Annotated in this window: 31 protein-coding genes and 1 tRNA gene; 17 read left to right on the top strand and 15 right to left on the bottom strand. The window is 59.7% G+C overall.

The genetic code is table 11. The annotated features are described in order from the left end of the window. Positions 1 to 87: 87 nt before the first annotated feature. The 6 genes from EV686_RS16095 to EV686_RS16070 form a co-directional block, all read right to left on the bottom strand. The gene (locus tag EV686_RS16095; RefSeq protein WP_207901834.1) at positions 88 to 450 is read right to left on the bottom strand and encodes an HNH endonuclease signature motif containing protein; all 363 of its coding nucleotides are present in this window, start codon (positions 448 to 450) and stop codon (positions 88 to 90) included. Positions 451 to 580: 130 nt separating this feature from the next. Continuing rightward, positions 581 to 1,051: a hypothetical protein gene (locus tag EV686_RS16090; protein WP_132477974.1), complete on the bottom strand. Its 471-nt coding sequence runs from the start codon at positions 1,049 to 1,051 to the stop codon at positions 581 to 583. A gap of 175 nt (positions 1,052 to 1,226) precedes the next feature. After that, positions 1,227 to 1,664, bottom strand: a complete 438-nt coding sequence (locus tag EV686_RS16085) for a hypothetical protein (RefSeq protein ID WP_132477973.1) — start codon at positions 1,662 to 1,664, stop codon at positions 1,227 to 1,229. Between the two features lie 313 nt (positions 1,665 to 1,977). Beyond that, positions 1,978 to 2,466 carry a hypothetical protein gene (locus EV686_RS16080; RefSeq protein WP_132477972.1) on the bottom strand — a complete coding sequence of 163 codons (489 nt, stop codon included), beginning with the start codon at positions 2,464 to 2,466 and terminating at the stop codon, positions 1,978 to 1,980. 133 nt (positions 2,467 to 2,599) lie between these two features. Further along, entirely contained in the window at positions 2,600 to 2,848 is a 249-nt protein-coding gene (locus EV686_RS16075; protein ID WP_132477971.1) for a helix-turn-helix domain-containing protein, read from the bottom strand. Between the two features lie 33 nt (positions 2,849 to 2,881). Continuing rightward, on the bottom strand, positions 2,882 to 3,334 hold the full coding sequence (locus EV686_RS16070; protein WP_165972650.1) for a phage regulatory CII family protein: 453 nt from the start codon (positions 3,332 to 3,334) through the stop codon (positions 2,882 to 2,884). A gap of 350 nt (positions 3,335 to 3,684) precedes the next feature. Here EV686_RS16070 and EV686_RS16065 point away from each other — a divergent pair, with 350 nt between their 5' ends. Then, positions 3,685 to 3,927, top strand: a complete 243-nt coding sequence (locus tag EV686_RS16065; protein ID WP_132477969.1) for a hypothetical protein — start codon at positions 3,685 to 3,687, stop codon at positions 3,925 to 3,927. Positions 3,928 to 4,074: 147 nt separating this feature from the next. Next, the gene (locus tag EV686_RS16060; protein ID WP_132477968.1) at positions 4,075 to 4,323 is read left to right on the top strand and encodes a hypothetical protein; all 249 of its coding nucleotides are present in this window, start codon (positions 4,075 to 4,077) and stop codon (positions 4,321 to 4,323) included. 4 nt (positions 4,324 to 4,327) lie between these two features. On the opposite strand, the gene EV686_RS16055 is transcribed toward EV686_RS16060, so the two are convergent. Continuing rightward, positions 4,328 to 4,627: a helix-turn-helix domain-containing protein gene (locus EV686_RS16055; protein ID WP_132477967.1), complete on the bottom strand. Its 300-nt coding sequence runs from the start codon at positions 4,625 to 4,627 to the stop codon at positions 4,328 to 4,330. On the opposite strand from EV686_RS16055, the gene EV686_RS16050 reads away from it, so the two are divergent. The 12 genes from EV686_RS16050 to EV686_RS16000 all read left to right on the top strand — a co-directional run bounded on the left by EV686_RS16050 (position 4,626) and on the right by EV686_RS16000 (position 13,402). Further along, positions 4,626 to 5,081: a hypothetical protein gene (locus EV686_RS16050; RefSeq protein WP_132477966.1), complete on the top strand. Its 456-nt coding sequence runs from the start codon at positions 4,626 to 4,628 to the stop codon at positions 5,079 to 5,081. The two genes, EV686_RS16055 and EV686_RS16050, sit on opposite strands and share 2 nt — an antisense overlap. A 307-nt stretch (positions 5,082 to 5,388) precedes the next feature. Further along, positions 5,389 to 5,664, top strand: coding sequence for a hypothetical protein (locus EV686_RS16045; RefSeq protein WP_132477965.1), 276 nt, complete (start codon positions 5,389 to 5,391; stop codon positions 5,662 to 5,664). A 2-nt stretch (positions 5,665 to 5,666) separates the two neighbouring features. After that, entirely contained in the window at positions 5,667 to 5,945 is a 279-nt protein-coding gene (locus tag EV686_RS16040) for a hypothetical protein (RefSeq protein ID WP_132477964.1), read from the top strand. Beyond that, positions 5,945 to 6,193, top strand: coding sequence for a hypothetical protein (locus EV686_RS16035; RefSeq protein WP_132477963.1), 249 nt, complete (start codon positions 5,945 to 5,947; stop codon positions 6,191 to 6,193). Before EV686_RS16040 ends, EV686_RS16035 begins: the two co-directional genes overlap by 1 nt. Continuing rightward, positions 6,180 to 6,641 (top strand): single-stranded DNA-binding protein, encoded by a 462-nt coding sequence (gene ssb / locus EV686_RS16030; protein WP_132477962.1) that lies wholly within the window; start codon positions 6,180 to 6,182, stop codon positions 6,639 to 6,641. Before EV686_RS16035 ends, ssb begins: the two co-directional genes overlap by 14 nt. 58 nt (positions 6,642 to 6,699) lie before the next feature. Further along, a complete protein-coding gene (locus tag EV686_RS16025; RefSeq protein WP_132477961.1) occupies positions 6,700 to 7,413 on the top strand; it encodes a hypothetical protein in 714 nt (237 codons plus the stop codon). Positions 7,414 to 7,479: 66 nt separating this feature from the next. Further along, on the top strand, positions 7,480 to 8,325 hold the full coding sequence (locus EV686_RS16020) for a four helix bundle protein (protein ID WP_132477960.1): 846 nt from the start codon (positions 7,480 to 7,482) through the stop codon (positions 8,323 to 8,325). Next, positions 8,322 to 9,632, top strand: coding sequence for a reverse transcriptase/maturase family protein (locus EV686_RS19035; protein ID WP_279389492.1), 1,311 nt, complete (start codon positions 8,322 to 8,324; stop codon positions 9,630 to 9,632). Before EV686_RS16020 ends, EV686_RS19035 begins: the two co-directional genes overlap by 4 nt. Positions 9,633 to 9,634: 2 nt before the next feature. Continuing rightward, the gene (locus EV686_RS16010; protein WP_132477959.1) at positions 9,635 to 11,407 is read left to right on the top strand and encodes a ParB/RepB/Spo0J family partition protein; all 1,773 of its coding nucleotides are present in this window, start codon (positions 9,635 to 9,637) and stop codon (positions 11,405 to 11,407) included. Between the two features lie 97 nt (positions 11,408 to 11,504). Continuing rightward, complete coding sequence (locus EV686_RS16005; protein ID WP_132477958.1) at positions 11,505 to 11,975, top strand: hypothetical protein; 471 nt, start codon at positions 11,505 to 11,507, stop codon at positions 11,973 to 11,975. After that, a complete protein-coding gene (locus tag EV686_RS19030; RefSeq protein WP_279389491.1) occupies positions 11,972 to 12,100 on the top strand; it encodes a hypothetical protein in 129 nt (42 codons plus the stop codon). The genes EV686_RS16005 and EV686_RS19030 overlap by 4 nt, the downstream gene beginning before the upstream one ends. A gap of 213 nt (positions 12,101 to 12,313) precedes the next feature. Beyond that, positions 12,314 to 13,402, top strand: a complete 1,089-nt coding sequence (locus EV686_RS16000; RefSeq protein WP_132477957.1) for a site-specific integrase — start codon at positions 12,314 to 12,316, stop codon at positions 13,400 to 13,402. Between the two features lie 15 nt (positions 13,403 to 13,417). On the opposite strand, the gene EV686_RS15995 is transcribed toward EV686_RS16000, so the two are convergent. The 7 genes from EV686_RS15995 to EV686_RS15965 form a co-directional block, all read right to left on the bottom strand. After that, a tRNA-Thr gene (locus EV686_RS15995) sits at positions 13,418 to 13,493 on the bottom strand. Positions 13,494 to 13,516: 23 nt separating this feature from the next. Further along, positions 13,517 to 14,689 carry a YncE family protein gene (locus EV686_RS15990; RefSeq protein WP_132477956.1) on the bottom strand — a complete coding sequence of 391 codons (1,173 nt, stop codon included), beginning with the start codon at positions 14,687 to 14,689 and terminating at the stop codon, positions 13,517 to 13,519. 1 nt (position 14,690) lies between these two features. Then, on the bottom strand, positions 14,691 to 17,240 hold the full coding sequence (locus EV686_RS15985; RefSeq protein ID WP_165972649.1) for a TonB-dependent receptor: 2,550 nt from the start codon (positions 17,238 to 17,240) through the stop codon (positions 14,691 to 14,693). Positions 17,241 to 17,338: 98 nt separating this feature from the next. Beyond that, complete coding sequence (locus EV686_RS15980; protein WP_132477954.1) at positions 17,339 to 18,241, bottom strand: FecR family protein; 903 nt, start codon at positions 18,239 to 18,241, stop codon at positions 17,339 to 17,341. A 54-nt stretch (positions 18,242 to 18,295) separates the two neighbouring features. Beyond that, complete coding sequence (locus EV686_RS15975; RefSeq protein ID WP_207901831.1) at positions 18,296 to 18,838, bottom strand: RNA polymerase sigma factor; 543 nt, start codon at positions 18,836 to 18,838, stop codon at positions 18,296 to 18,298. Positions 18,839 to 18,987: 149 nt separating this feature from the next. Further along, complete coding sequence (locus tag EV686_RS15970; protein ID WP_165972648.1) at positions 18,988 to 19,473, bottom strand: RidA family protein; 486 nt, start codon at positions 19,471 to 19,473, stop codon at positions 18,988 to 18,990. After that, positions 19,470 to 20,282, bottom strand: coding sequence for a Bug family tripartite tricarboxylate transporter substrate binding protein (locus tag EV686_RS15965; RefSeq protein ID WP_132477952.1), 813 nt, complete (start codon positions 20,280 to 20,282; stop codon positions 19,470 to 19,472). The genes EV686_RS15970 and EV686_RS15965 overlap by 4 nt, the downstream gene beginning before the upstream one ends. 41 nt (positions 20,283 to 20,323) lie before the next feature. Between EV686_RS15965 and EV686_RS15960 the strand changes: the two genes are divergently transcribed. Beyond that, entirely contained in the window at positions 20,324 to 21,073 is a 750-nt protein-coding gene (locus EV686_RS15960; RefSeq protein ID WP_132477951.1) for a LysR substrate-binding domain-containing protein, read from the top strand. Between the two features lie 37 nt (positions 21,074 to 21,110). Here EV686_RS15960 and EV686_RS15955 read toward each other — a convergent pair whose 3' ends face one another. Continuing rightward, positions 21,111 to 22,007: a LysR family transcriptional regulator gene (locus EV686_RS15955; RefSeq protein ID WP_132477950.1), complete on the bottom strand. Its 897-nt coding sequence runs from the start codon at positions 22,005 to 22,007 to the stop codon at positions 21,111 to 21,113. 123 nt (positions 22,008 to 22,130) lie between these two features. Here EV686_RS15955 and EV686_RS15950 point away from each other — a divergent pair, with 123 nt between their 5' ends. Next, positions 22,131 to 23,081, top strand: coding sequence for an alpha/beta hydrolase (locus tag EV686_RS15950; protein WP_132477949.1), 951 nt, complete (start codon positions 22,131 to 22,133; stop codon positions 23,079 to 23,081). A gap of 26 nt (positions 23,082 to 23,107) precedes the next feature. Further along, positions 23,108 to 24,091 carry a Bug family tripartite tricarboxylate transporter substrate binding protein gene (locus tag EV686_RS15945; protein ID WP_132477948.1) on the top strand — a complete coding sequence of 328 codons (984 nt, stop codon included), beginning with the start codon at positions 23,108 to 23,110 and terminating at the stop codon, positions 24,089 to 24,091. Positions 24,092 to 24,117: the final 26 nt, after the last annotated feature.

The raw sequence follows: 24,117 nt of genomic DNA, 5'->3' as shown, positions 1-24,117 counted from the left end.
GCAGGGATTTACCCACCCCCCCCCTATATTTCGGGAGGGCCAGCCTCTACCCGCTGGACCCTCCCGCCGCCTCTGCTTCCACACGCCTCACGTGTTCCAATGGTGCGACCGATCGACCGGCAAGCCATCCGCCGTACAACCACGCACCACGCCGCTGCGCTCCAGCTGCTGCTTGAATCCGTCATGGCATGTCTTGCATAGCGACTGCCAGTTCCCCTGATCCCAGAACAGCGCCCGCGCCAGCTTCAGCTTTGCCGCATCCCCTGACCGAATGGCCTCGGCCATCCGTGGCGGCGTAATGTGATCGACCACGGTCGCGGACACCCCTCGGCCCCGCTTTCGGCATTCCACGCAAAACGGATGCAACGCAAGATAGCGATCCCGCGCCCGCCGCCAGCGCGAGTCATAACCACGCCGCGCCGCGCTCATCCGGTCATCGAATAGCCCCATGTCGTACCCACAAAAAAACCCGCCACCCTGCAATAGAGCGGCGGGCAATCCCCCCAAGGACAATCAGCACCAAAAGAAAAGGCCCGGTAAGCTAAGCTACCAGGCCCTGTCACTACATCAATTACTTTTCTTACTGAACAACCAAGCTCAGCGGCGTCAGCTTAGCCGTGAAGGTATCGAAGAAAAACGCCTTCTTGAATGGCTTCTGCGCCGCATTCTCCCATAAATGGGCCGCATCCTTGATGGCCTCGTCCACCGTGATGTACTCAGGCTGGATGCCACGCATCAATGCCACCGTCACGCACATCATGTCTCGCATGGCACCATCATTTTTAGCGGAGCTCACAACCTCAATTGAATCAACCGAACTATCACCAAGCCGAGCCACAATTTCAATTGTGGCATTACCCTTGAGCTCGTAGAACCACGCCCTGCCAACTTGCTGATCCCTCGTGACCTGAAGCGCAACACACTGCGGGATCTCCTTGATGTACTGCTTTACCCCCTTATCCAGCTGATCCTTCGTCAGCTGCATGGCAGACACATTCGCAGCACACAGTACCGCAACCGCGCCAAGACCAAATGCATACAGGTTCTTCATGCTCCACCCCAAAAATTAGCAAAGGGGATTATGCCGCACTAAGCCCGATAGAGCACCCATAAAAAAAGCCCAACAACGCGAGCTGTCGGGCCTTGTCGCCGCGTCCCCTGACGCGACTACCTCCGGAATATGCCAGATATTAGCCAATCCAGTATATGTCGCATAATTCTAAATGTTACGAAACTGCCTTACGCCTTGCCCGCAACCACTCCCGAATACGAATATCCGCATGGCACAACCGTCGATGCAGAGTGCCGCGCACCACCCCCAGCTCCCGAGCAATCTCATCAAGCGTCCCGCTCGATGCACAATGCCACGCCTTCACCGCCTTGCGTAGTTCATCGGGCAGCGCCATCACAGCATCATCAGTGATCGAGCACTCGATACTATCGACAGGGACAATTGACCTTGGGCTATCCGCGTCACCATCAACCCGACGCCCCGCAGCCACATCCACCAGATAGCCAAGGACCGAGCCGCCGCCACCTCCACCGCCGCCCTGGTTTAACCGCCACTCTGCCCACAGGTCGAGCCGACGCTGGATTTCAGGGATCCGCCGAAAGTTTTGCACAGCCGGTCTCGCCGGTTTTTGGCCGAAAATGGGTTGAGACATTGATTTACTCCTCTTAAAGCAGTTGATTACTTCCGCCAAAGGCCCCCCCTACCCCCCAGCGCCATGACGCGCCAGGAGGCAGGGAGGACCGGCCTTCCGCCCCGCTTACGCGGGATCCACACTTCAGGCATACCGCCTGCCCCCGAGCCTGTGGATACGGCCAGCTCGCCGGACTATTCGGGGAATTGCACCCCTAGCGCTCACGCGCTTACCGGTACCGTGGTTGTGATCGGGTCACACGGTCGACCCTGTGTATTCGCTCCTGCCAGCCCATTCAGGCCCTGTTACGTGCGCGGGAGCCCTCGTCCCGCTGTCAGCCGCTCGCTGCTGCGTAGCGCTGCTGGTCCTCGATCGCTGCCTGGATACGCGCCCGGTATTGGTCGGATGACTCGCCGGGCCGAGCCGGGCCTATGCCCACCTCTCTGCCCTTGCGTTCCATCAGCGTGTGAGACGTCCACCAAGCCGGCCCCGATTGTGCAGGGCGCTGCGGCTGCGTTGGCGCAAAGATCTCGCCCAACTCGTCCTCCCAGCGCTCACCATTCAGCCAGGTCGCAGGATGGGGAATATGGTTTCGAGCTCGCCCCTCACGCTTCCAACGCGCAATGTGCGCCGGCACTGCCGCCAGTGCAGCGATCCTGTCCTGCGGTCGCAGCTTGTCCCAGGCTCGCCGGGCGTCTTTCTTAGCCTCCCTTTTGGGCCAGGCCGACCAAAACTCATCGAATGTAGGGATGCACTTACCCACCAGCTCACGCGCATCAGGCGAGCCAGTGCCGGCATCCGCAAATAGTGGCCGCGCGTTCATGCGCTCTCCTTTTTGCAGACAAAAAAAGTCCCGCACGCCAATCAGTCAGGCGCGCCGGTCAACGAAAAACAGAAGGAAAAATCAGAAACAGATCAGGGCGGCTTGAAACGCCCAGGGCGACATCGCAAAGGGGTCAACCCCATATCGCCTCCAAGCTGCAGGCATCCGCTTGCCGAGCGGTATAAACAGCCACCGGCCTTCGAGCATTGCCTTTCTCCCGATCGACAACACCAACGCGGCCAGTAGCCTTCAGGTTGTAGAACGTGTCTTTAATCGTGCGCTCAGGCACCCGCAGGCGCTCCGCCATTTGCCGCGCCGTCAACTGCTCTTCCTCCAGCAGCGACAGAGCCGCCCGCGCAATTTCGCCCAACGGTCTAGCCATACAACCCTCCACACACGGAAATCGCGTAACCAGTCACTTACGACCTCCGCGCCGCCGCCCCATTGCTGCGCACAATGCCCGCAGATGGTTTGCGGCGGCAATCATCTCGGTCAGCTCGCGGTCGATGCGGCGCATCTCATTCGGGATCACGTCGTCGTCCGCAACTGCTACTGTCACGGCTGTCAGAAACTCGCCGAACTCCCGGGCGGTCTCTGATATCGACTTCCCCACACACTCACTATCGCCAAGTCCGGTCACGCGCACGCAGACATGATCGAGATCACCCGCCAGCCCATGCAGCATGCGATAGTCCCCGGTAGCGAGCATGATTGTGCGAGCTTGGGGAACTGTCAGTTGGTTTGCCCGATCAGTCAGGCTGACCTTGTGCGCAAGGACGGAGCCATTCATCCCGATAGCAGCCGCCAGGCCGCGAGCACCGCCAGGATAGTCAGCCGCCGTACCAAGCGCAGCCTGTTCGAATGTCATTGTTGGCATACTTACACCTCCGGTCCGGCAAACACTGTCACTGCTCGCATAAATGACACGGAGAACTCCGTGTCCTCAAGCAAGCCATCAACACGCACGACGGCCACACGCTCTTCCCCCTGGGCCGCATCGCCGCGCTTAACAGGGCGGACACGCCAGCGAACAAACTTAGCGGTCTGGCCGCTAGGTAAAATCAAACGAGAACCGTTCTCGATATATACGAGAGATACTGCTGGCTGACGGACATTTCTCAAGTTCGACATACACCTTCCTACACAAATTGGCGGTCGGGCTCGCTTGTGACAGAATGCTGATTCCCATATCTTCAAACCATTCACAAGGACCCGACCATGAGCGATATTTCTTTGTTTCCTGTTGCAGGATGGGCCGTTGGCCCAATACCTAAACTTGGCCTAGCAACCATCAAATTTGATTTCCTTACTCACCCACTCCAGAAGCCGGAAGAGGCAAACGAGGGGCGCTACTACGCATTAACCCCCGCTCAACTTCGTGAGCTGATACAGAAAATGCAGTCGGCACTTGAAAGGCTGGAAAACTCACCCGAGCAAGCCCCCGAAGGTCCAAGGCACTAAGATAAGAACCGCCCTGACTGGAGCATGCAGTCGACACGCCCCGCATCCGATAGCAATGTGATGTCATTTATTTGTCCTCGTTGACATAGCGCGCACGCCGCACGCAGCGGACAATGCGTCATCTGAAAAAACAATCGGGGGAAAATCATGGACGACAGCAACTCCGAACTCATCGGCCCACGCCTGGAGCGCTGGCTGCAGGATGCCGACACCTGGGGAGCCGAGGCGGAGGAAAAGGCCGCGATGATTACGACCGCGCGCCTGCTGCGCGGAGCTATGGCGGTGTCGATTGATGCACTGGAGCGCCCGAGCGAGACTGCTGTGCTGGCGGTATTCCGAGAGGTTTGCTTGCGATCGGATGCACCGCTGGACGAACCGATTCGAACACTGCATTGAGACATCACACATAGTCGACCTCGGCAGGCCCTTTCGGGGGCTCGACTTTCCCGGCCAGTTCCGGCCAGATCCGCTCCCAATCATCAGGCCGGAGGTCACGGCGAGTCACAGCATTACCTGTAATCGCCTCAATCTCCGCACCATTGAGCCCCGCCTGCTTGTACCCGTATGCAATTTGACGCAAGTAACCGATAGACGTGCCACGCTCAGCACACCTACGCTTCGCCTCATCCTTTGGAGTCTCGCGCAACCAACGAAGCAGCGGCTCTACGCGACGATGTTGAGTAATTGAATTGGTCTTCATGCCGCGTACTTTACCTGTAGGTAATTTTTTAGGCAAGAGAATTGTTTACCTTGAGTGCATTTACCCAAGGATAAAGCCGGGCAAAAATTCAAGAATGAAAATGGAAAGGATCTACGCAATTCGCCTGGTTAGGTTTCGCCAAGTCATGAATGAAGACTTTGGCGGGAAACAGGCTGCCATCGCCAACGCAGTAGGAAGGCCAGCGAACTACATTTCGCGCATTCTCAATGGCTCCAAACAACTGGGCGAAGACCTGGTCCGCGAGTTTGAAGAGTCACTGAAGAAGCCGGACTATTGGTTTGATGGAATGAACTCCTCTGGAAACTGGCCATTCTCCGCCCCGTATGAGCTATACGATGGACTCGATGACACCAAGAAACACGAGCTAGACATCATGGTTAAGGCATACATCGCGGGCGCATTGCCGACCAAAAGCAAAGAGCAAGCCGCCTGAGACAACTAAGCTCAAGCTGATTTGGTCCGACGGAGTTTTTTTAGATTAAATGTATCTAATTAAGAATTGATTTACATTTGATTTAAACACAGCCCTCCACCCCTATTCCCCCAACAAAAAGACATCTCGTGCCACTTGCCGCCCGGCAGTTTGGCCTGCTCATAAGAAAAAAAGTTTACCTACAGGTATTGATATTGTGTTTACCTACAGGTAATATTTCGTCGTCCCCGCATTACGCGGCCCAGGAGGACGAGATGAAATACAAGCACATACCAAGGCTGGCGGCACTTGAACCCGGAGGCCAGCCATGACTATGACTGTGCATACGTTTGCAAACACGATCCTGGCGTGCGGCCTGACAGCCCTCGTCGCCATCGCCGCCGCAAGCTGGCTCGCACGAAGGAAAGATCGTCGCAAGAGCCGACCGGCACACACAATCACAGGCTATCGGCAACCCGTCTCTGGCTATGCGCCAGGCAGCGATAAGCCGTCCTGCGGATGGCCTTGCGCCTGGCTGATGGTGATTGCAGTCGTTGCCCTGGCCGTGGCCTTTACGCACGTCGCCGTCGCCGCTGGATTCTGACCATGCCCGCCGCCCAGCAAATCGACCGGCAACAGCTGCAGCAGGCGCTCATTGCGTCCGGCTGCCGCCTCAGCCTGGACGACGCGCTGGCAAACCCAACCATCGCTCGCTGTCTGCGGCTCACAGCCCAGGCCATGCAGCGCCACACCCCTGACGCGACAACAGCCCCGCAATCAACCGATTCGCGGGAGCTGGCATGGGCGCGCCGGCTGCTATCGATGGCCGGCACGACAGACTTTGCGAGGCTACGCGCCGGGGATCTCGACAAGGAAACATCGTGATGCCTCAACCATCAATCCCCGCCGCCAAGCCGGCCTACCAGGTGATCACACGCATCACCATCAAGCGCCAGCTCGCCGCTGCGCGTCGCCTGATCACGCTGGCGCAGACCCGCGCCCTCAGTCCGAAGGATGCAGCGATCGACGAAACGCAAATCGTGGATGCATTCGGCCAGCTGGAGCAGGCCACCGACGAGCTCGCCAAAGAGTTCTACCAGCAAGAGGCGGAGGCCGAATATGGCATCCGTTAACAAGGTCATCCTGGTCGGCAACCTGGGCCGCAATCCCGAAGTGCGCTACAGCCCGGACGGCGCTGCCATCTGCGCTATTTCCATTGCCACCACCAGCGCCTGGAAGGACCGCAAGACCGGCGAGCGCCGCGAGGATACCGAATGGCATCGCGTGGTGTTTCACAACCGCCTGGCCGAGATCGCTGGCGAGTACCTGCGCAAGGGCCGCTCGGTCTACGTCGAGGGGCGCCTCAAGACGCGCAAATGGCAAGACAGGAACACCGGCCAGGAGCGCTACATCACCGAAGTCATCGCCGATCAGATGCAAATGCTGGGCGGTCGCGACAGCGATGACAGCCAGCAGCCGCGGACCGCTGCGCCAGCCCAGCAACCCACTCAGAACACATACGCAGCTGCCACTGCCGGCGGCAGCCATGTTGATCCTGATGATGACAACCCATTCGGCTAGCCCGGCCCGGGCCTGCATCCGATTTACCACCCCACCCGACTATCCATAGGACACCACTATGCAAACCACAACGACCGACACCTCGCTTTTCGTCGAGATCCCCGAAACAACCTTACGCGGAAGCGAAGTCATTGTTGCGCCCTTCCTGGTGTCGCGGTACTTGGCCTGCAAGGATGACACCGGAGCAGCCTATATCTCGGCCACCGAAAAGCCGACGACCCGCATCAATTTCTACGACAGCCGCGAAGCTTGCCACCAGGCCGGTTTCGAGCTGATCACAAACCTGCAGTACCTGGCCATCGCCCAGCTCATCGCCGAAACCTCCGAAAACTGGACTGGCGGAGCCGTAGGCGAAGGCAGCCTGCGCCAGGGCCTGCGCAAAGGTAGCGTGCTCGCTGCTCAGGCCAACGACTACGAGCCCAGCGATCCCGACGAGCGCCGCTGGTTCGTCCTGCCGTCCGGCGAGCGGATCTATGACGTTGCCGGCCACCTGTTCTCGTGGGTCGTGGCCGACATCGAGGGCGACCCCAAGACCGGCCTGGTCAACAAGCCATTCATCGCCGGATCCCCATCCATCGCAACAGCACCATATCCACGTCTGGAAAAAGGCATGGGCTGGTACCCGAAGGCTGGCGCAGACGGGTCTGGCGGCGCGCTCATACGCGGGGGCTGCTTCTACTCGCTCGAGTACGCCGGCGTCTTCTGCCTCGTCGTCGTCTGGCCCGACCTCGAGTGCGCCAACGTCGGGTTCCGCTGCACCAAGCCCAGGTAACGGGTCACTGGTCCCGGGCGCCGCGCAGCGGCGTCCCCTCCCCCTCCTAATACAGCAGGCACCCCAATGAAAGCAAAACAGCCAACCGGACAAGAGCAATCCACCTACGCCATTTCGGCGTATCGCGGCATTGATGTCGCCCTGGGCCAGGCCGAACCGCTAGCCGAGCTCGCGGCCAAGATCGCGCAGCAACACCCCGGCCACCTGGTACTCATCCAGGCCGGCACCTTTCTGCATGGTTTCGACAAGACGGCATACGCCTTGCATGTACTGAAAAAATACAAGCTCAAGCTGGTCGGAACGACAAGCGCCCCGCATCTGCGCATAGGGTTCCCCGCAGGCCGAGCCGAGCGCCGCCTGTGGTCGATCATGAACGAATTCGATATCCCGTACGTTGTCGCCCTCGGCAACCAGAAGGACGGATATCAGACCTACGGATCAAAGAAGAATGAAGGCAATGCATCGGTGCTGGGCGCAGTCACGGACGACATCGTGCACCAGGTCATCCTGGACCTGCAGCAGATCAACTCCGTCAACGTCGCCGCCACGAAGAAGCTGCTGGCCAATCCAAGCGGGTCGGAATTCGATCTGAAAACCAAAGCGCTGGATCTCGAAACGCTGCTGATGCACAAGATCATCCGCATGCCACGGGACGTCCGCGCCGTATATGGCGAAAACCTGCGCGCCTGCCTGGCCCGCATCATTCGCAACGTCTTTGCCTACGGCAAGGCTCGCAACAAGTACACCCTTCTGCTCGATATCTCTGCCGATGTCGATGTCATCAAGTACCACCTGACGCAGGCCTCAAAGATAAACAATCTGCAAATTTCCTTCGAAAGCGCAGTCACCTTATCCGTGGGGCTTGGGCAAGTCGTGGGCGGTCTCATCAACGCCCAGGAGGCTGCACAATGACCCACAAGGGGGAACTTCTTGGAGGTCTGGCAACGCGCTCATACGCGGGGGCTGCTTCAACTCGCACGAGAACGCCGGCGTCTTCAACCTCGACAACGACTGGCCCGACAACGAGTACGACAACGTCGGGTTCCGCTGACCCAATAATTTCACGCTTGGACGCTGGGCATGCCCACGGGAAGCTTATTCTTGGTCGAAGTTCTCCCGGGGAACCATCCCCGAAAGCACGGCCATCGGCCAATCTGGCAACCGTTGCGGGGCCTACGGGCGCCGCAACGGAAGTCAGGCAGCAATCTGATTTCATCCGGATCACCAGCCTGGAAAACCTCTACCAGTGCTGGCTCTACGCCCGCAGAGGCAAGGCCAGTCATCCGAGAATCCAGCGGTTCGATGACGACGCGCTCCGCTACCTGGTGTCAATCCAGCAGAGGCTGAGGGAACGACGGTACACCTTCGGTCCATACAAGACATTCACCGTGCAGGAGAAGAAATTCCGGCATGTTGTCGATGCCCCAATGAAGGACCGCATCGTGCATTGGATGTTGTATCGGTACATGCTGCCGATCTGGCAGCCGAGATTCATCCACGATAACTACGGCAACATTCCAGGCCGAGGCACGCATGCCGCCGTCCACCGCCTGGCCCAGTTCGCCAGGCGCGAGCATGCGCAGTATGCGCTGCAGCTGGATATATCGAAGTATTTTTATTCCGTCCAGCATGAACAGCTACTGCCACGTGCGCTGCGATACATCGGCGACCACGACATCAGGCAGCTGCTGAGTTCTCTCATCAGGTCGTTCGAAACAGACGGCCTGTTCGACGAACTGTTTGCACCAGACAGCCCGTACCGACTGACCCAAGCCAAAGGCATGCCCATCGGCGGCCTGCTGTCGCAATGGTTCGCCAATATCTACCTGAACGACACAGATCACTGGGTAAAGCAGGACCTACGCGCGCGCTGCTATATCCGTTACGTCGACGACATGGTGTTCCTCGCCAAGTCACGCGACGAGCTGCTGGAGGCCAAGGAAAAGATCATCGAGCGCCTGAGCGCCGAGGGCCTTGTCGTGCACCCCAAGAAGATACGCCTGGCGCCGGCCAACGCCGGCATCCCCTTCCTCGGCTACGTGGTCTGGCCAACACATATATCCGCCGGTCGGTATCTGCGCAGCCGATATTTGCACCGCCTCCGTCAACACGAGACGCAAGGCATTGACCGCTCCGAATCCCTTGCCTCATACGAGGCTGCACTCAAGCACACCGGCCCCAGCTGCTGGGCCGCCACATCAAAAACCCATCGGAGATAACCATGAGCGAAAGCAACTACCCATTGATCCTGACAGCCAGTACCCGGCCATCAAAAACCAATCCTCGCAAAACATTCAATCAGGCGAGCCTGGACGAGCTAAAGGAAAGTATCAAAACGCACGGCGTGCTGCAGCCTATTCTGGCGCGCGAACGCACAGACCCTGATGGAACGGTATGGTACGAAATCATTGCCGGCGAGCGTCGCTGGCGCGCCAGCGTGGCCGCAGGACTAGAGCACATACCCGCGAACATCATCGCAGTCGACGACCTGCAGATGCTCGAAATGCAGATCATCGAAAACCTGCAACGTGAAGACATTCATCCTCTGGAGGAAGCCGAAAGCTACGAGAGCTTGCTGGCGCAGCACAAAGACGATCCCGATTACTCCGTTGACCAGGTAGCGGCAAAGCTTGGCAAAAGCCGCGCCTTTATCTACGCACGTCTGAAGCTATGCGCCCTGCAGCCGAAAGCCCGCACCGCATTTTACGAAGACAAAATCAGTCCTTCCGTCGCCCTGCTGCTGGCGCGCATTCCTGTGCCGGCACTGCAGGAGCAAGCACTAAAAGAAGTCACGCAAGGCCGTTGGGGAAACAGCGGCCCCATGTCCTACCGCGAGGCCGCCCGCCATGTCCAGGACAACTACATGACTCGCCTGGACCAGGCCCCGTTCAAGCCATCAGACGAAACACTGCACCCCGCAGCTGGCGCATGTTCCAGCTGCCCGAAGCGTACCGGGGCGAACCCGGATCTATTCAGCGACGTGAGCCGTGCAGACGTATGCACGGACCCGACTTGCTACAACCAAAAGGTCACATTGCATCGAGACAGGATCCGCGCCGCTGCCGTCGAGTCCGGAAAAAAAGTGATTACCGGCAAAGAAGCGCAGAAGATCCGCCCCTACCAATACGGCGACATGAAAGGCTACATCCCAACCAATGACTCCCCCTGGTGGATGGGTAGCGATAAAAGCCTAAAGAAGGTCCTGGGCAAAGACATGCCGGAAACCGTCCTGATTGAATGCCCCCACAAGGGCGACCTGATCGAGGCCATCCCGGAAGACAAGGCAAAGGAAGCGCTCAAAGCGAAAGGCATCACGATCAGCCGCGCCAGCTCGTCCTCTTCCGCTTCCGAGAGGGAGAAGATGAAAAAAGCCAAGGCGGAACGCGAGTACCGCCGCCAACTGCTTGCACAGATACACCAGGCAGCACGCACCAAACTCGAAGGCGGCACGACACTTTCCGTCGATGAAATGCGCCTGATCGCTCAAAAAATGTACCGCGACCTCGCTCATGATTGGCGCCCTGCGGTTGCCGATTTATGGGGATGGCCGAACAGAGAAGTCGATACCGCGCAGCAGCAGATCGACGGCATGGAACCCGCCGAGCTCGCACTGTTGATGCTCAGTTGCGCCCTCGCTCCGGAAACCTACGTCAGCCAATACTCGGTTGACGGCTCAAAGCCGACCGACCTGCTACTGGCGTGCGAGCGGTACGGGATTGACCCCAAGGCCATCAAACGCAAGATGCAGCCCGCACCCGCCAAGAAAGCACCTGTAAAAAAACCGGCAGCCAAAAAAACAAACCTACCTGCCGTCCGCTACCAACACCCGGAAACCGGAGATACCTGGACGGGCCGTGGCAAGCCGCCGCGCTGGATTGTAGCCGCAGAAGAAAGCGGCCAATCCCGCGACGATTTCCTAGTACCCACTCCCGCCACCAGAGCGACCGAACCCACGGCCACAGAACAAAACAACGAGATCGAGGCGGCGGCATGAAGCTCAAAAAACGAACGGTATGGGCTGCACTTATCTGCATTTTCGTAATCACCATCCCCGCTCTTATCGCAGGGATCCTACATGCATCGGGGGCATTATGACTGGCAAATCAAGCGAACAAATCACGTCGGCAGAACAAGCCGCATGGCATGCCGGGCTGGACGAGGGACGCAGCCAGAAAGAGCTTGAAATTCAGGATGCCTGGCACGACGGCATCACCGCAGGCCGGAAAATCGAGCGGAACAACGTCGCCGCCCAGGCGCAGCGTCCGGCACGCATTGCCGCATGGCGCACTGTCGATAGTGACGGGAGGCCGCTGACCGATTGGATTGATGGTGCGCCAGCACCCAATGAACGGTCAGCATGGTATGGCGGCCATATCGAGCTTGCCTACACCGCTCCCGCCCTGCCCAGCGAGCAGTTAATTCAGGCGGCAATCGGCAGTTCGCCAGAGCCACTACGCCATCTAGGCGCATGGTTAGCGACAGTACTGGATGAACACCAATGGGCAAAGGCTGAACGCATGCTGCTAGAGGCAGTCCGCGCTGCCGCGAAGGAGCAGCGATGAAACTGAACGCGAAATGGATCATCGGAATCGCGGCCCGTGTGCTGATCATGGGGCCGCTGATGCTGGCACGTGACGCATGCGAGATAGCCCTGCGCTGGCTGAACCGGCGGTTACCCGGGGGATGAGGAGGCAGCGATGGACGAAAAAGCCCTCAGCCTACGCGAGGTCGCAGAGCAGCTAGGCCTGTCATACAGCACCATATTCGCCAAACGGAAACAGATCGGATTTCAGTTGCCAGGATCAAGGGTCTGGCGAGTATGGCCGTCGCGACTTGCGGAGCTCACAAAACCAAGGAACAATGTGACCCGGCTATCGCTGCGGGTCGGTGGAGATGATGAATGCCAATCCGCAAAGATAAAAAAACCGGCGTCTATCACGTCGACTTCTACACGCCAAGCGGTGAAAGAGTTAGAGGCTCTGCTCGGACGAAAGACAAAGTCCAGGCCCAGGAATATCACGACCGCCTAAGAGCACAGTACTGGCGTCAAGGCATGTTGGGCGATAAGCCCAACTATATTTTCGAGGAGGCTGCCGTTCGCTTCCTCAAGCTGTGCGCAGGACAACGTGACTATGCAACGAAGCAGCTGCACGTAGCGTATTGGCGGTCTCTATTCGCCGGTCGCGAACTTTGCTCTTTAACAGCGAACGAAATCCTCGACGGCCTGCCTACGCACCGCGTGATCAAAGGTAAGCCGTGCAACACGCTGGCCAACGGCACGAAAAATAAGTACATCGCCACGATTCGGCGCCTGCTCAATCTCTGCGTCGAGTGGGAATGGCTGGATCGAGCACCGAAGCTGCCCAGGTTCGATGAGCCGGTTGCCCGCATACGATGGGAACCACCCCATCGAATTATGGCCATGGTCGACGCCATAACCGTTCCCTGGATGCGCGATGCGGTGATTGTTGCCGTAATGACCGGCATGCGCGAAACGGAGCAGTTCAGCCTAGCTCCTGGCCAAGTCATGCTTGCCCAGCGACACACATGGGTGACGCACGATACAGCAAAATCCAAGCGCGGTCGCGCTGTTCCGCTCAACGATGATGCCTATGCGGTGTTCGAGCGCCGGTTAAAACGCCCCGCAAAATGGGTATTCACGCGGGACAACGGCGACGGAAGGCGCATCGGCCAGCATGACCGGCGCGTGTTCGCAAGAGCATGCGAAGCTGTCGGCATCACGGATTTTCACTGGCACGACCTGCGTCACACATGGGCGAGCTGGCATGTCCAGGGCATCATGACCGGCACCAGCACTCCGCTGATGGTACTCAAGGACCTCGGCGGCTGGGAGACGATCGAAATGGTGCAGAAGTACGCACACCTGGCGCCGAGCCACATCGCCGCCCATGCCGGTACGGTCAACTTTTGGTCAATCCCGGAATCGGAAAAAGAAACGCCTCCCGACAAGGAGGCGCTAGTAGCTTGATTTATAACTAAAATTTGGTGCCGACTGTCGGAATCGAACTGACGACCTTCGCATTACAAGTGCGCTGCTCTACCAACTGAGCTAAGCCGGCGAACTTGGAATTATAGCTTGATTTCAGAATTCAGTCAGGCATATTTTCGCCAGTTTTTCCTCTGCCAGCTTGTCCTGCCCGGGAGGATTCTTCACCGAAATCCACAGGGCGCCCTGCCCGGGACTGACAGCCAGGCTGTTGGGCAAGCCATCCACGGACCAGTCCTCCAAGCGCTCCAGCGTCCGGGCATCCAGCATGGCGACATGACCGCCTCCCCGCTCCGTCAGATACAGTCGTTGCGCTCCGGGATCCAGCCACATCGCCAAGGGATTCTCCCCGACATCGACGGAAGCCGCCAGGCTGCCAGAACCGCCGTCCAGCACGGCTACGCGATTGCCGGGATGGCGGGACGTGAAGTCCGGAAGCAGGCGCTGCTGCCATTTCCGGATCGTTTCCATCCCTTGATCAGCGACATACAGCCGATCCGTTCCGCTATCGTAAGACAGGCTGACCGGCTGTTCGACTCCCGCATGCTTCCAGTGCCGGACGACCTTCAGCGTCGCCGTATCCAGGACCAGGATCTCGCCAGCCATTGTCGACACAAACAAGCGTCCGCGCACATCGTCCAGCGCCATGCCCGTCGGATAGAAGCCCAGTCCATGCACCGTCTTCTCCAACGCAAGGCTATCCAGTCCGATCACAAACAGCACGCTGTTTCCCGCGGCAAGCCCAGGCGCGTACAAGCGTCGCGCCGACGGGTCCAGCAGCAGGCCTCTGAGATCATGCCGATAGCGCTTACCGTCTGGGCGAGGCTGGCTGAGCACGATTTCTCCGACGCTGCGACGCCTCGCAGTATCGATGACGCTGATCCGGCCATGCAGGGAATGCCCGACATACAAACGCCCGCTTTCATCATCCAGCGCCAGACCAAAGGCCTTGTACGGCAGCAGAATGCCCGCTTTTTCCTCCAGCGTTTCCGGATCCAGCACGGCAATACGACTGGGCGGCGCCTCTTCGGCAAAACCTCCGGAAACAGCCGCATACAGCAGATTCTGGCGAGGGCTGTATGCAAGCTCGTAGAGTCCCGCGCCGATATCGCGCACGGTATTGCCGGCGGTCCCGCATATCGCATGTCCGGCCTGTTCTGCAGGCAATGCGGCGGCAGCGGCCATGGCCTGCGCAAGCGGGAAGCATGCCAGACATGCTGCCGCCAGCAGACGCCTGGAACGACCGATACGCATCGTCAGGGAGCGCATATCAGTACTCCAGGGTGTATGTCAGCGCGAACGTACGGCCCTGCCCCTTGAAGTCCAGGACGGAAGGCGCAATCGACGAGGCATAGGCCAGCTTGGCCTGTTCGCTCCAACGCGTGGCATACGTTTTATCGAACAGATTCTGCACGCCCAGGCTGATCGTGCCCCTAGCGCCATTGCCGTGCTTCATGCGGTAGTTTGCCATCAGGTCGAACAGAGTCAGGCTGGGCAGGCTCTCGCCCGGGCCGGTACCGAAACTCGGTACATCGCTGTTCAGGCGCAGGCTATGCGCAGCCTGCAGGCGAACGCCCCACCGGTCCGTCTGGCGTCCCGCATACAGCGTCGCCTTCGAGGGGCTGGCGTAATAGACGCCTCGCCGGTTCCATGTGCCGTCATCTTGCTGCTCCGTGCGCAGCAACAGGAATGAGCTGCCGACGAACCACCCGCTGTCCCAGCGATAGTCGACCTGCCCTTCCAATCCATAATTGCGGACTTTCGATTCGTTCAATTGAATCGTCAATGTGGACCGATCCACCGCTATCGACTTGTCGGACTGGGAATGGAACAGCGCCGCCTGCGCATGCCAGCCGCCCTGGTTGAAGCGCCACCCCACCTCCATGGACTTGGTCTTTATTGCCGCCATGCTCGTGCCCGAAACGCTCAGATAGCGATCCAGCTCCCAGACGGAATTCGCCCCGGCCAGCGGCTTGTAGGTCGCGCCAGTGCCGTAGTATTTGGCCGGATCAGCAAGTTCGAAGCCTTCGGAATAATTGATCCAGACTTGCTGGGCGGGAGTCAGCCGGTAGACGAGGCCGGCATTGATCAATGTCGTGGAATAATCGTTCTTGCCTCCGGGTATGGCCTGCGCCGCAACACCATATCCCGCGGCAACCAGACGCTGCTGGGCCACTTGCGCAAAGTCCGCCACTTCGATATCCACCTTCTGGTGGCGTATGCCCGCACTGAAAGTCAACTGATCCGTCAGCTTGGCATCCGCCTGCGCATAGGCGCTCCAGATATCCGTCTCGAAACCTGGATAACGCCCAAGACTCGACATTTCCCTGAATTGCAAGCCACCGCTGCCTATAGCGCGATTCACGTCGAACATCGTCTGGTTCGCCTTGAATTTTTCATGGTCGTAATCCACGCCATAACTCAAGCGCAGGCGTGACCAGTCCTTCAGCAGCATGGCCTTGAAACCATACGTCGTCGTTTCCTGGGTCGACGTGCTCCAATAGGGGACACGAGCGCCGCCAAGCGGATTCGCATCCGCGCCGGGAAATGGATAGAACTTCAAAGACTCGTCGCGGTGATAAGCCTTCAGGTACAGTTCCTGTCCTCCCAACACGCCGGGCTTGTGATAATCGGCCGCCAGCAGATGCCGCCTGGTATTGGGCTCAACGTCCGAGGAAAACCCATCGCGGACGTCCAGGTCGGACGGGTTCAGGATGTTGTTGCCCGGCCCTGGCTGCATCCACAGCGCCTTGCCTGGTTTATATCCGGAGTCGTAGTACTGGGCCAGCAGCTTCAGCGTTCCCCACTCCTGCAGATCGATGTCCGCGGTTCCCAGCACGTCGATGGACTGGTTCCATTGCAGGTCGGTCTGCGTAATATCCGGCAATACTCGATCGCCATTGCCATCGTATGAACCGCCATTGCGGCTATAGGCTATCGCCAGCCTTCCCTGCGCCACATCATTGCCGCCCTGGATGGATTGCGCGCCGTGCCAGCTGAAATCATCCGATCCCCGGCCGCCGGTACGAATGCCGGCCTCGCTGGTGAAGGTCGGCGCCGACGCATCGGCCCGCTTGGTGATGATATTGATGATGCCGCCCGTGGCGTTGCCGCCATAGATCGCAGTCGCGCCTGACAGCACTTCGATACGCTCGATATTGAACGGATCGATGGAGTCGAACTGGCGGCTCAGCAGGCGCGAACCATTCAGGGAAATACCGTCGATCATGACCTGGGCCGGACGCCCACGCAGGTTTTGCCCGAAGTTGGTCCGCATCTGGCCGCCCATGTCCAGGCCCGGCACCAATTGGCCCAGCATTTCCTTCAAGGGCACCCCCGCCCTTGCCTGGGCCTCGATCTGCTCACGCTCGATGACCCAGACCGTGTTCGGCGTCTCATCGATGGAGCGCGGCGCTCGCGAAGCTACGACAGTCACCATTGGCAGAGTGTCCACGCCAGATATCGCACCGGCGGACTGCACAGGCTGGCCGACAGCCGTATCGCGGACAATGACATATGTGCCTGCGCCCCGGGCCTCGAGAACCAGGCCGGAGCGCGCCAGCAAGCGTTGCAGCGCTTCGTCTGCCGTGTAGCTTCCCTGCAGCGCGGGGGCCATCAGGCGGCTGGCATGGTCGCTATCGAACAACACCTGTACGCCGGACTGCCGGGCAACCTGGTTGATGGCGGAGTCAAGCGCAATGGCTGGCTGGTTGAACTCCATCCTGGCAGCCTGGCCATGCACCGAGGTGGCCAGGCCGATGCCAAGCGCAATGGCGGGCAGCAGGCGGTAACCGCGGATATGGCGATGCGTCAGATTCATGGCAGAGGGTCCCCTGGAAACAGTGAAAACGGATGACATGCACCCTCTGCCGTTTGGCAAGCCGAAAACCCCACCCTGAAGATACAATTTATTTCAAATCAGCCGCCAGCCTTGCCGATATGAATGGCATCGCCATCCCGGCGGACCTGTACAGGCCATATCTGCGGCAGCAGATCGAACAGTTGATCCAGCCGCGCTATCTGGAATACCCCCGACACACGCAATTCGGCCAGCGACGGATCCTCCAGCACAATAGTTTCCGGACGGTATCTCCGGATGGCAACCAGCGCCTGCGCCAAGGTTTGCCGCTCGAATACCAATTGCCCCTGGGCCCAGTCGGGAATACCTTCGGCCAGACCTTGCCGTCTCAGTATCTTCCCCGAAGCAACATCAATCGCCATGCCGGGCTCCAGGCGATAGGTCCGAACATTCGCCGGCGTTTCCACCGGCAGCGACACATCAACCGCCCCCCGGTACAGCCGCACACTGACATCCTCTCCCATTCTGCCGATATCGAACGCCGTCCCGACCACATCGACCTGCGCGGATCCGGCCTGCACGGCAAAAGGGCGGTATACGGCCTTGGCCACATCGAAAAAAGCGCGCCCCTGCCGCAATTGCGCACGCCTGCTGCGCAGATGCCAGGACACGCGAATTTCCGAGCCGGAATCAAGCATCAACGCAGAGCCATCCCTCAGCGACAGTCTCTGCTGCTCGCCCCTGGCCGTCGTCCAGGTTTCCGTACGATACGCGGGATCCTGCCAAAGCAGCGCGGCAACAGCCAACGCTCCCAGGCCGCCCGCCAAACGCTTTCGGCCGCGCCGCTTGTCCGCTCGCGCCTGGGCCTGCGCCCGCAACTGCGCCAGATCGGGCATTGGAAACAGCTCCTGCAACTCCTCGCTATGCCTGGCCAGACGCCCATCGACACGTCGTCCGGGGCGTGCATCGGCGGCGCCGCAGTCCGGCTCATCATGTTCGGGGCGAGACAATGGATCAGTCATGAGGGAATCAATAGAAATTGACGGGAGAAGTCCCTGCGCAGCGCAAGCCCGCGGTCAGGCTGGCAGGCAGGAACGGCACGCCCGCATGCCAAGACGCAGGTGTTTTTCCACCGTCTTCAGGGAAACCTGCTGAATCTCCGCAACCTCTCGTTGGGAAAGCCCATGTATTTTATGCAGGATGAACACCTCCCTGCAGCGCGGCGGAAGATTCTGGATGGCCTCGGCCAGCATCAGCAATTCCCGCCTGGCATCCAGCACCCGTTCCACGCTGGGCTGGTCCGAGGGCGCATCGGGCAACGCCTCCATGCAGCAGGCCAAGGCCTGCCTGGTATCGGAACGACGGCAGTGATCGACGGCAAGATGATGCAAAATTCGGCGCAGCAACCCCAACGGCGAATGAATGGCCCTGGCGGTCTTGCGCATCTGGATCTGGATCCAGGCCTCATGCACGACTTCATGCGCCATGGATTTGCGCCCAAATCGGCGATAGACATGATCCACCAGCTCATCGTAGTGCGCCACCAGCGCCGTCAATAGCGATTCTGGCGCGGCATCCGCATTGGCGGCTTCAGGCGCCATGGATTCATTGGCAGGCATAGCAGCAGGCAGGAAGAGAAAATGACAATGAAAGAATGCATCAGATAAAGCATATTATCAAATGCAAATCATTTTCATTTTATTTTACTACTGCCCAGCCGCACAACAGCGGAAAACCGGAACTTTATACTGCCCGAGCTTGCATTCCGTCAGCGCACCGCAACATCCATATCGACCAGGACCGGCGCATTGCGCGGCAGTTCCCGCACCCCGATGACGCTGCGCGGATGGCGGCCGCGCTCCTCTCCCAGCGCCGCCACCAGCAGGCGGGAACCCGCGTCCGCTATCTCCGACATGCTGCCGAATGTTTCCTCGGGCACCTGAAAGAAGAAGTTGACCCGCAGGATGCGCTCCACATTCTCGTCCAGGCTGCCGACAAGGCTGCGCACCCAGGCCAGCGCATGCAGGACGCACAACTGCGTGGACCGGATCGCCAGGTCCTGATCCACTTCCTTCCCCAGGATGCCGTAGGCAAGCAGACGGCGTTCCGCCACTTTCGGGATCTGTCCGGCGACATACACCGTCCGCCCATGCCGGCTGGCCGGCAGGTAGTCGAATTGCGTGCCCGTGGGAGCAGGCAGCTCATGTCCCAGGGCTTGCAGCCGCCGCACGGCTGCATCCTCGATCAGGCTCACATCGACTCCGGCTTGAAATTGGCCTGCCTGGCAATGTCGCTCCAGCGCTCGCGCTCCTGCTGCACGAAATCGGCGAACTGCTGCGCTGATCCTCCCACCGGAGTCACGCCCTGCTTCTGCAATTGCTCGATGACGGAAGAGTCCTGCAGCGCCTTGTTGAATTCGGCGTTCAGCTTTTCCACGATCTCTTTGGGCGTGCCTGCGGGCGCCACGATGCCCTGCCAGGACGTGATGTTCATGTCGACCAGGCCGGCTTCCGTATAGCTGGGAATCTCGGGCGCGATATCCACACGCTTGGGCGCCGTAACGGCCAGGGCGACCACCTTGTCCGCCTTCACGTGCGGCAGAAGCGTAATGACGGGATCCTGCAGGAGCGTGATGTGCCCGCCCAGGAGATCGTTGATGGCCGGGGCGCTCCCCTTGTAGGGAACGTGCGTCATCTGAATGCCTGCGCGTATCTTGAACAGCTCGCCGGCCAGGTATGTCGAACTGGAGGCCGAGCCGAAGGTGAACTTGTCGGGGCTCTTCTTGGCCAGATCGATGAATTCACCGAGCGTCTTCACCCCTGTCGACGGATGCACCGCGATGATGTAGGGCTGGTCGGCCAGCATGACGACGGGCTCGAGATCCTTTTTCGCGTTGTAGGGCAGCTTGGGAAACTGCAGCTCGTTGATGGCCATGACGGGAAGATTGGCCAACAGCAGGGTGTAGCCATCGGCGGGCGAGCGCGCAACGTATTCGGTGCCGATGGCCGCGCTGGCCCCAGCCTTGTTTTCGATGACCAGGGGCTGGCCGATATTCTGGCCCACAGCCCGCCGTTTCCATTGCGGTCAAGGAGCTGGAAAAGACATTGGGGGTTGCGCTGTTCGAGAAAGGAACGGGATCCCAGCTGACTCCCTATGGCGAATCTGTCTGCAGGATCGCCCATCAGCTCCTGGATGAATACCAGCGGTCCGTGCAGGCGATGGCCGAACTGGCGGACGGGCGCAAAGGGTCGATCCGCTTCGCATCGGTTCCCTCGCTGGCGCGAGCAGTGCTGCCTTACGCAATAGAACCGTTCGTGGCGCGGCATCCCGATGTGGACATACACATGAGCGACGGCGACACCGCGTTCGTCAGAAAGTCGGTGCTGTCGGGCGATGTAGATTTCGGTTTCTGCGGGGAAAGCGAGCCGGACAACAGGCTCGTCTACAAGGAAATCTTCCACGACCGGATGGGCATCGTGTGCAGCAAGCGCCATCCCCTGGCGAACCTGAAGCAGGCCACCTGGAAGCATCTGAAAAACGAGCGCCTCATCGGCAACGGCACCATGGATATCATCAGGGGCCGCGCGCGCGAAGCGATCGACCAGCACGACCGGTTCTATTTTCCCAACACGACATCCCTGCTGGCGGTGGTGCAGGCCAATATGGGCATCACCATTCTTCCCCAGCTAGTCCTGTCGTCGGGGGCCACGGAAGAATTGCGCTACATTCCCCTGGCGAATCCCATAGTCACACGCAGCATCGGCATCCTGACCCTGGCGCGGCGATCCCTCAGCCCGGCGGGCCAGCTTTTCTACGGGCACGTCCTGGATGCGCTGGGCCAGGTCAAGTTCTGACGGCAACAGCAGCAAGCTGTGGCTCTCCGCCCCGCATTCAGCTCCAATGCTCCCAGATTTCCTGCAAAAGGCTTTTCGGACTTTTCCGGGCGCGATACAGGCGGATCTCCATCTCTATATCGGAACTGGCCGCATCCGCCCGCACCAGGCTTCCGGCTTCGATATCCCGGCCAACCAGAGAAAACGGCAACCATGCCAGCCCCACGCCCTCCTTGACCATGGCGTGGATCGCCTCGGCCAGATCAGACTCATAGACCAGATCCAGGCGGTCCTGAATGCACACGCTATGCAAACGGCTGCGCAGAATGCGGCTCATGGACATGGAGGGAGCGAAGTCCAGAAATGGCACAATGGGATCGCCCGGCTGTCTTGGAACCCGGTAGCGGGGATGCCCGCCGGTTATTGCGGCGCTGACCGCCACCAGCCGGTCCCTGCCGACTCTGTGATAAACGTAATCCTGCGTATCGATCCTGTCCGGCAGCGTATCGTGCGCATGGCATAGCAGCATATCGACCTTGCCATCCACCAGCATATCGATGCCATACGACAGGCTGGTGGTCGTCACGCTCACGTGCAGCCTGGGATATATCCGACGCACCCGTGAAATCAGTGCCGGCAGGACGGAGTGAGACAAGGTGCGCCCCGAAGCAATGGAGATCCGCCGCGTGCGCTGCCGTTCCGGCTCATGGAGAATCGCCTTCGTATCTTTCAGGACCGCCAGTATCTCCACTGCCGATGCCAGGAATATGCGTCCGGCAGGCGTCAGTTCCACATGATGTATGCCCCGCTCCAGCAGCGGCATGCCAACCCATGACTCAAGCGCCTTGATTCTTCTGCCGAACGCGGGGTGCGTGACGTTGCGCTCCTGGGCCGCCCGCAGAAAAGTCGTTGAACGCGACAGCACGACAAAGTCCTCCAGCCATTTGATCTGCATCCCGCCTCCTCCAGTACCTTACGTATTGTGCCATTCTGGCACAGTGATGCCAAAAAAAGACCAATCCCGGCAAAGAATATCCCTACGATTCAAGACTGGCCATTCTTCCTGCATTTGCCATCCATGCCGTCCACCGCACCCTTGTCCCTTCGCTCTATCCGCAGCTTCTATGTCGGAGGATCTCCGCACCAGATCCGTAATACCCCCATAGAGACGCGGCACGTCGTGCCGGACGCGGAACCACGCGCCATCGATATGAACGGCAGCTATACCGTCGGACAAATCTATGTGCAGGAATACCGACTGGCAAATCCGCGCCATCCGTATCCCGTCCTCCTCTGGCACGGAGGCGGCATGTGCGGCAGCCAGTGGGAAGCGACGCCCGACCAGCAAGATGGCTGGCTATGGCTGCTGCTGCAAAGCGGCTTCGACGTCATGATCGCCGATGGCCCCGAACGCGGCCGCTCGTCCTGGCTGCTGGCCTCGCAGGACGACCTGCCGGTTTACCGCAGCAAGGAAGAAGCCTGGTCGCTTTTCCGCATTGGTCCCGCCGGCGGCTATGCCGCCGAACCCGCACAGCGCAACGCTTTTGCCGGCCAGCAATTTCCTTGCGACGCATTCGACGACTTCAGCAAGCAGTTCGTGCCGCGCTGGACGGATCACATGGCCTTGGAACAGCAAGCCTACGAAGCCCTGGTGTCCCGCATAGGCCCTTGCATTCTCATCGGCCACAGCCAGGGCGGCGGCTACGCACTGAGAGTCGCGCAACGGCTGCCATCCCATGTGAAAGCCGTGGTTGCCCTGGAGCCGACCGGCATGCCCGATACCAGCCACTGCTCGCAAGCTCCCCATCTTGCCATCTGGGGCGACCACATCGAACACAGCCCCTTGTGGCAGTCATACCGCAAGACGGCGGATGCATTCTGGCAGAGCCTCGGCCAGACGACCCATACGGCGCTGATCGATCTGCCCCGGCAGGAGATCCACGGCAATTCCCACTTTTTGATGCTCGACCGTAATACCCGGCAGATCGCCGACCTCATGTGCCAGTGGCTGCACGCACAACTGGCATAAACAAACCAGAACCACGGAGAAAAGACATGATTGCACACCCCCTTTCCAGATGGCTGATCGCCTTTGCAGGAGCCCTCGGCGTCACTGCCGCGTTGCCCGCCGCCGCGGACTACCCTGAAAAGCCCATACGGCTGATCGTACCGTTCGCTCCCGGCGGAACGGCCGACATCATCGGCAGGTTGTTCGCCGACAAGCTGGGCCAGGCGCTGCAGCAAACCATCATCGTGGAAAACAAGGCCGGCGCGGGCGGTTCGATCGGCACGCGCTTTGTCGCGGACGCCCCCGCCGACGGCTATACCCTGCTGCTTGCCTCTTCCAGCACGCACGGCTCCAACCCGGCCGTCTACACGAACCTGCCATACGATCCCGTGGAAGACTTTACGCCAATCACACTGATGGAAACCATCCCCGGCGTGCTGAGCGTCACCGCATCGTTTCCCGCCGATGACATGGCGGGCCTGATCGCGACGCTCAAGTCCAAGCCGGATGCCTATAGTTATGCATCGTCCGGCGCGGGCGGCCTGGGAAATCTCGCCATGGAATTGTTCAAGTCCAGCGCCGGCGTTTCCATCCTGCATATTCCCTATAAGGGTGCGGGCCCGGCCTTCACCGACGTCATCAGCGGAGAGGTTTCCATGATCTGGGAACCCATCGCGGCGGAGCTGCCTTTCATCCGCAACGGCCAGCTCAAGCCCATTGCCATCGCCTCGAATGAGCGCTCGACGGAGCTGCCCGACGTGCCGACATTCAAGGAAGCGGGCATCGAGAACTACGATGCGCAAGCCTGGAACGGCCTGCTTGCTCCAAAAGGCATTCCCGAAGCCGTCCAGGCCCGCCTGCACGAGGCATCAGTCCAGGCGCTCAAGGATCCTGCGATGGTGGCAACATTCGCATCGATCGGCGGTACGGTTGTCGCCAGCACCCCCGAAGAATTCCGCGAGGTCATGCGCAATGACATCGCCAAATGGAAGCGTGTCGCAACCCAGGCCGGGATTTCGCTCAGCAACTGAGGTCCGGCCGCACTGGCGCGCAGGCA

It is taken from the genome of Paracandidimonas soli (assembly GCF_004342005.1).
In the GTDB taxonomy this organism is placed as follows: Bacteria; Pseudomonadota; Gammaproteobacteria; order Burkholderiales; family Burkholderiaceae_B; genus Paracandidimonas; species Paracandidimonas soli.
Note: the sequence above shows the minus strand (reverse complement) of the source record. Positions and strands in the feature narration are given on the sequence as shown.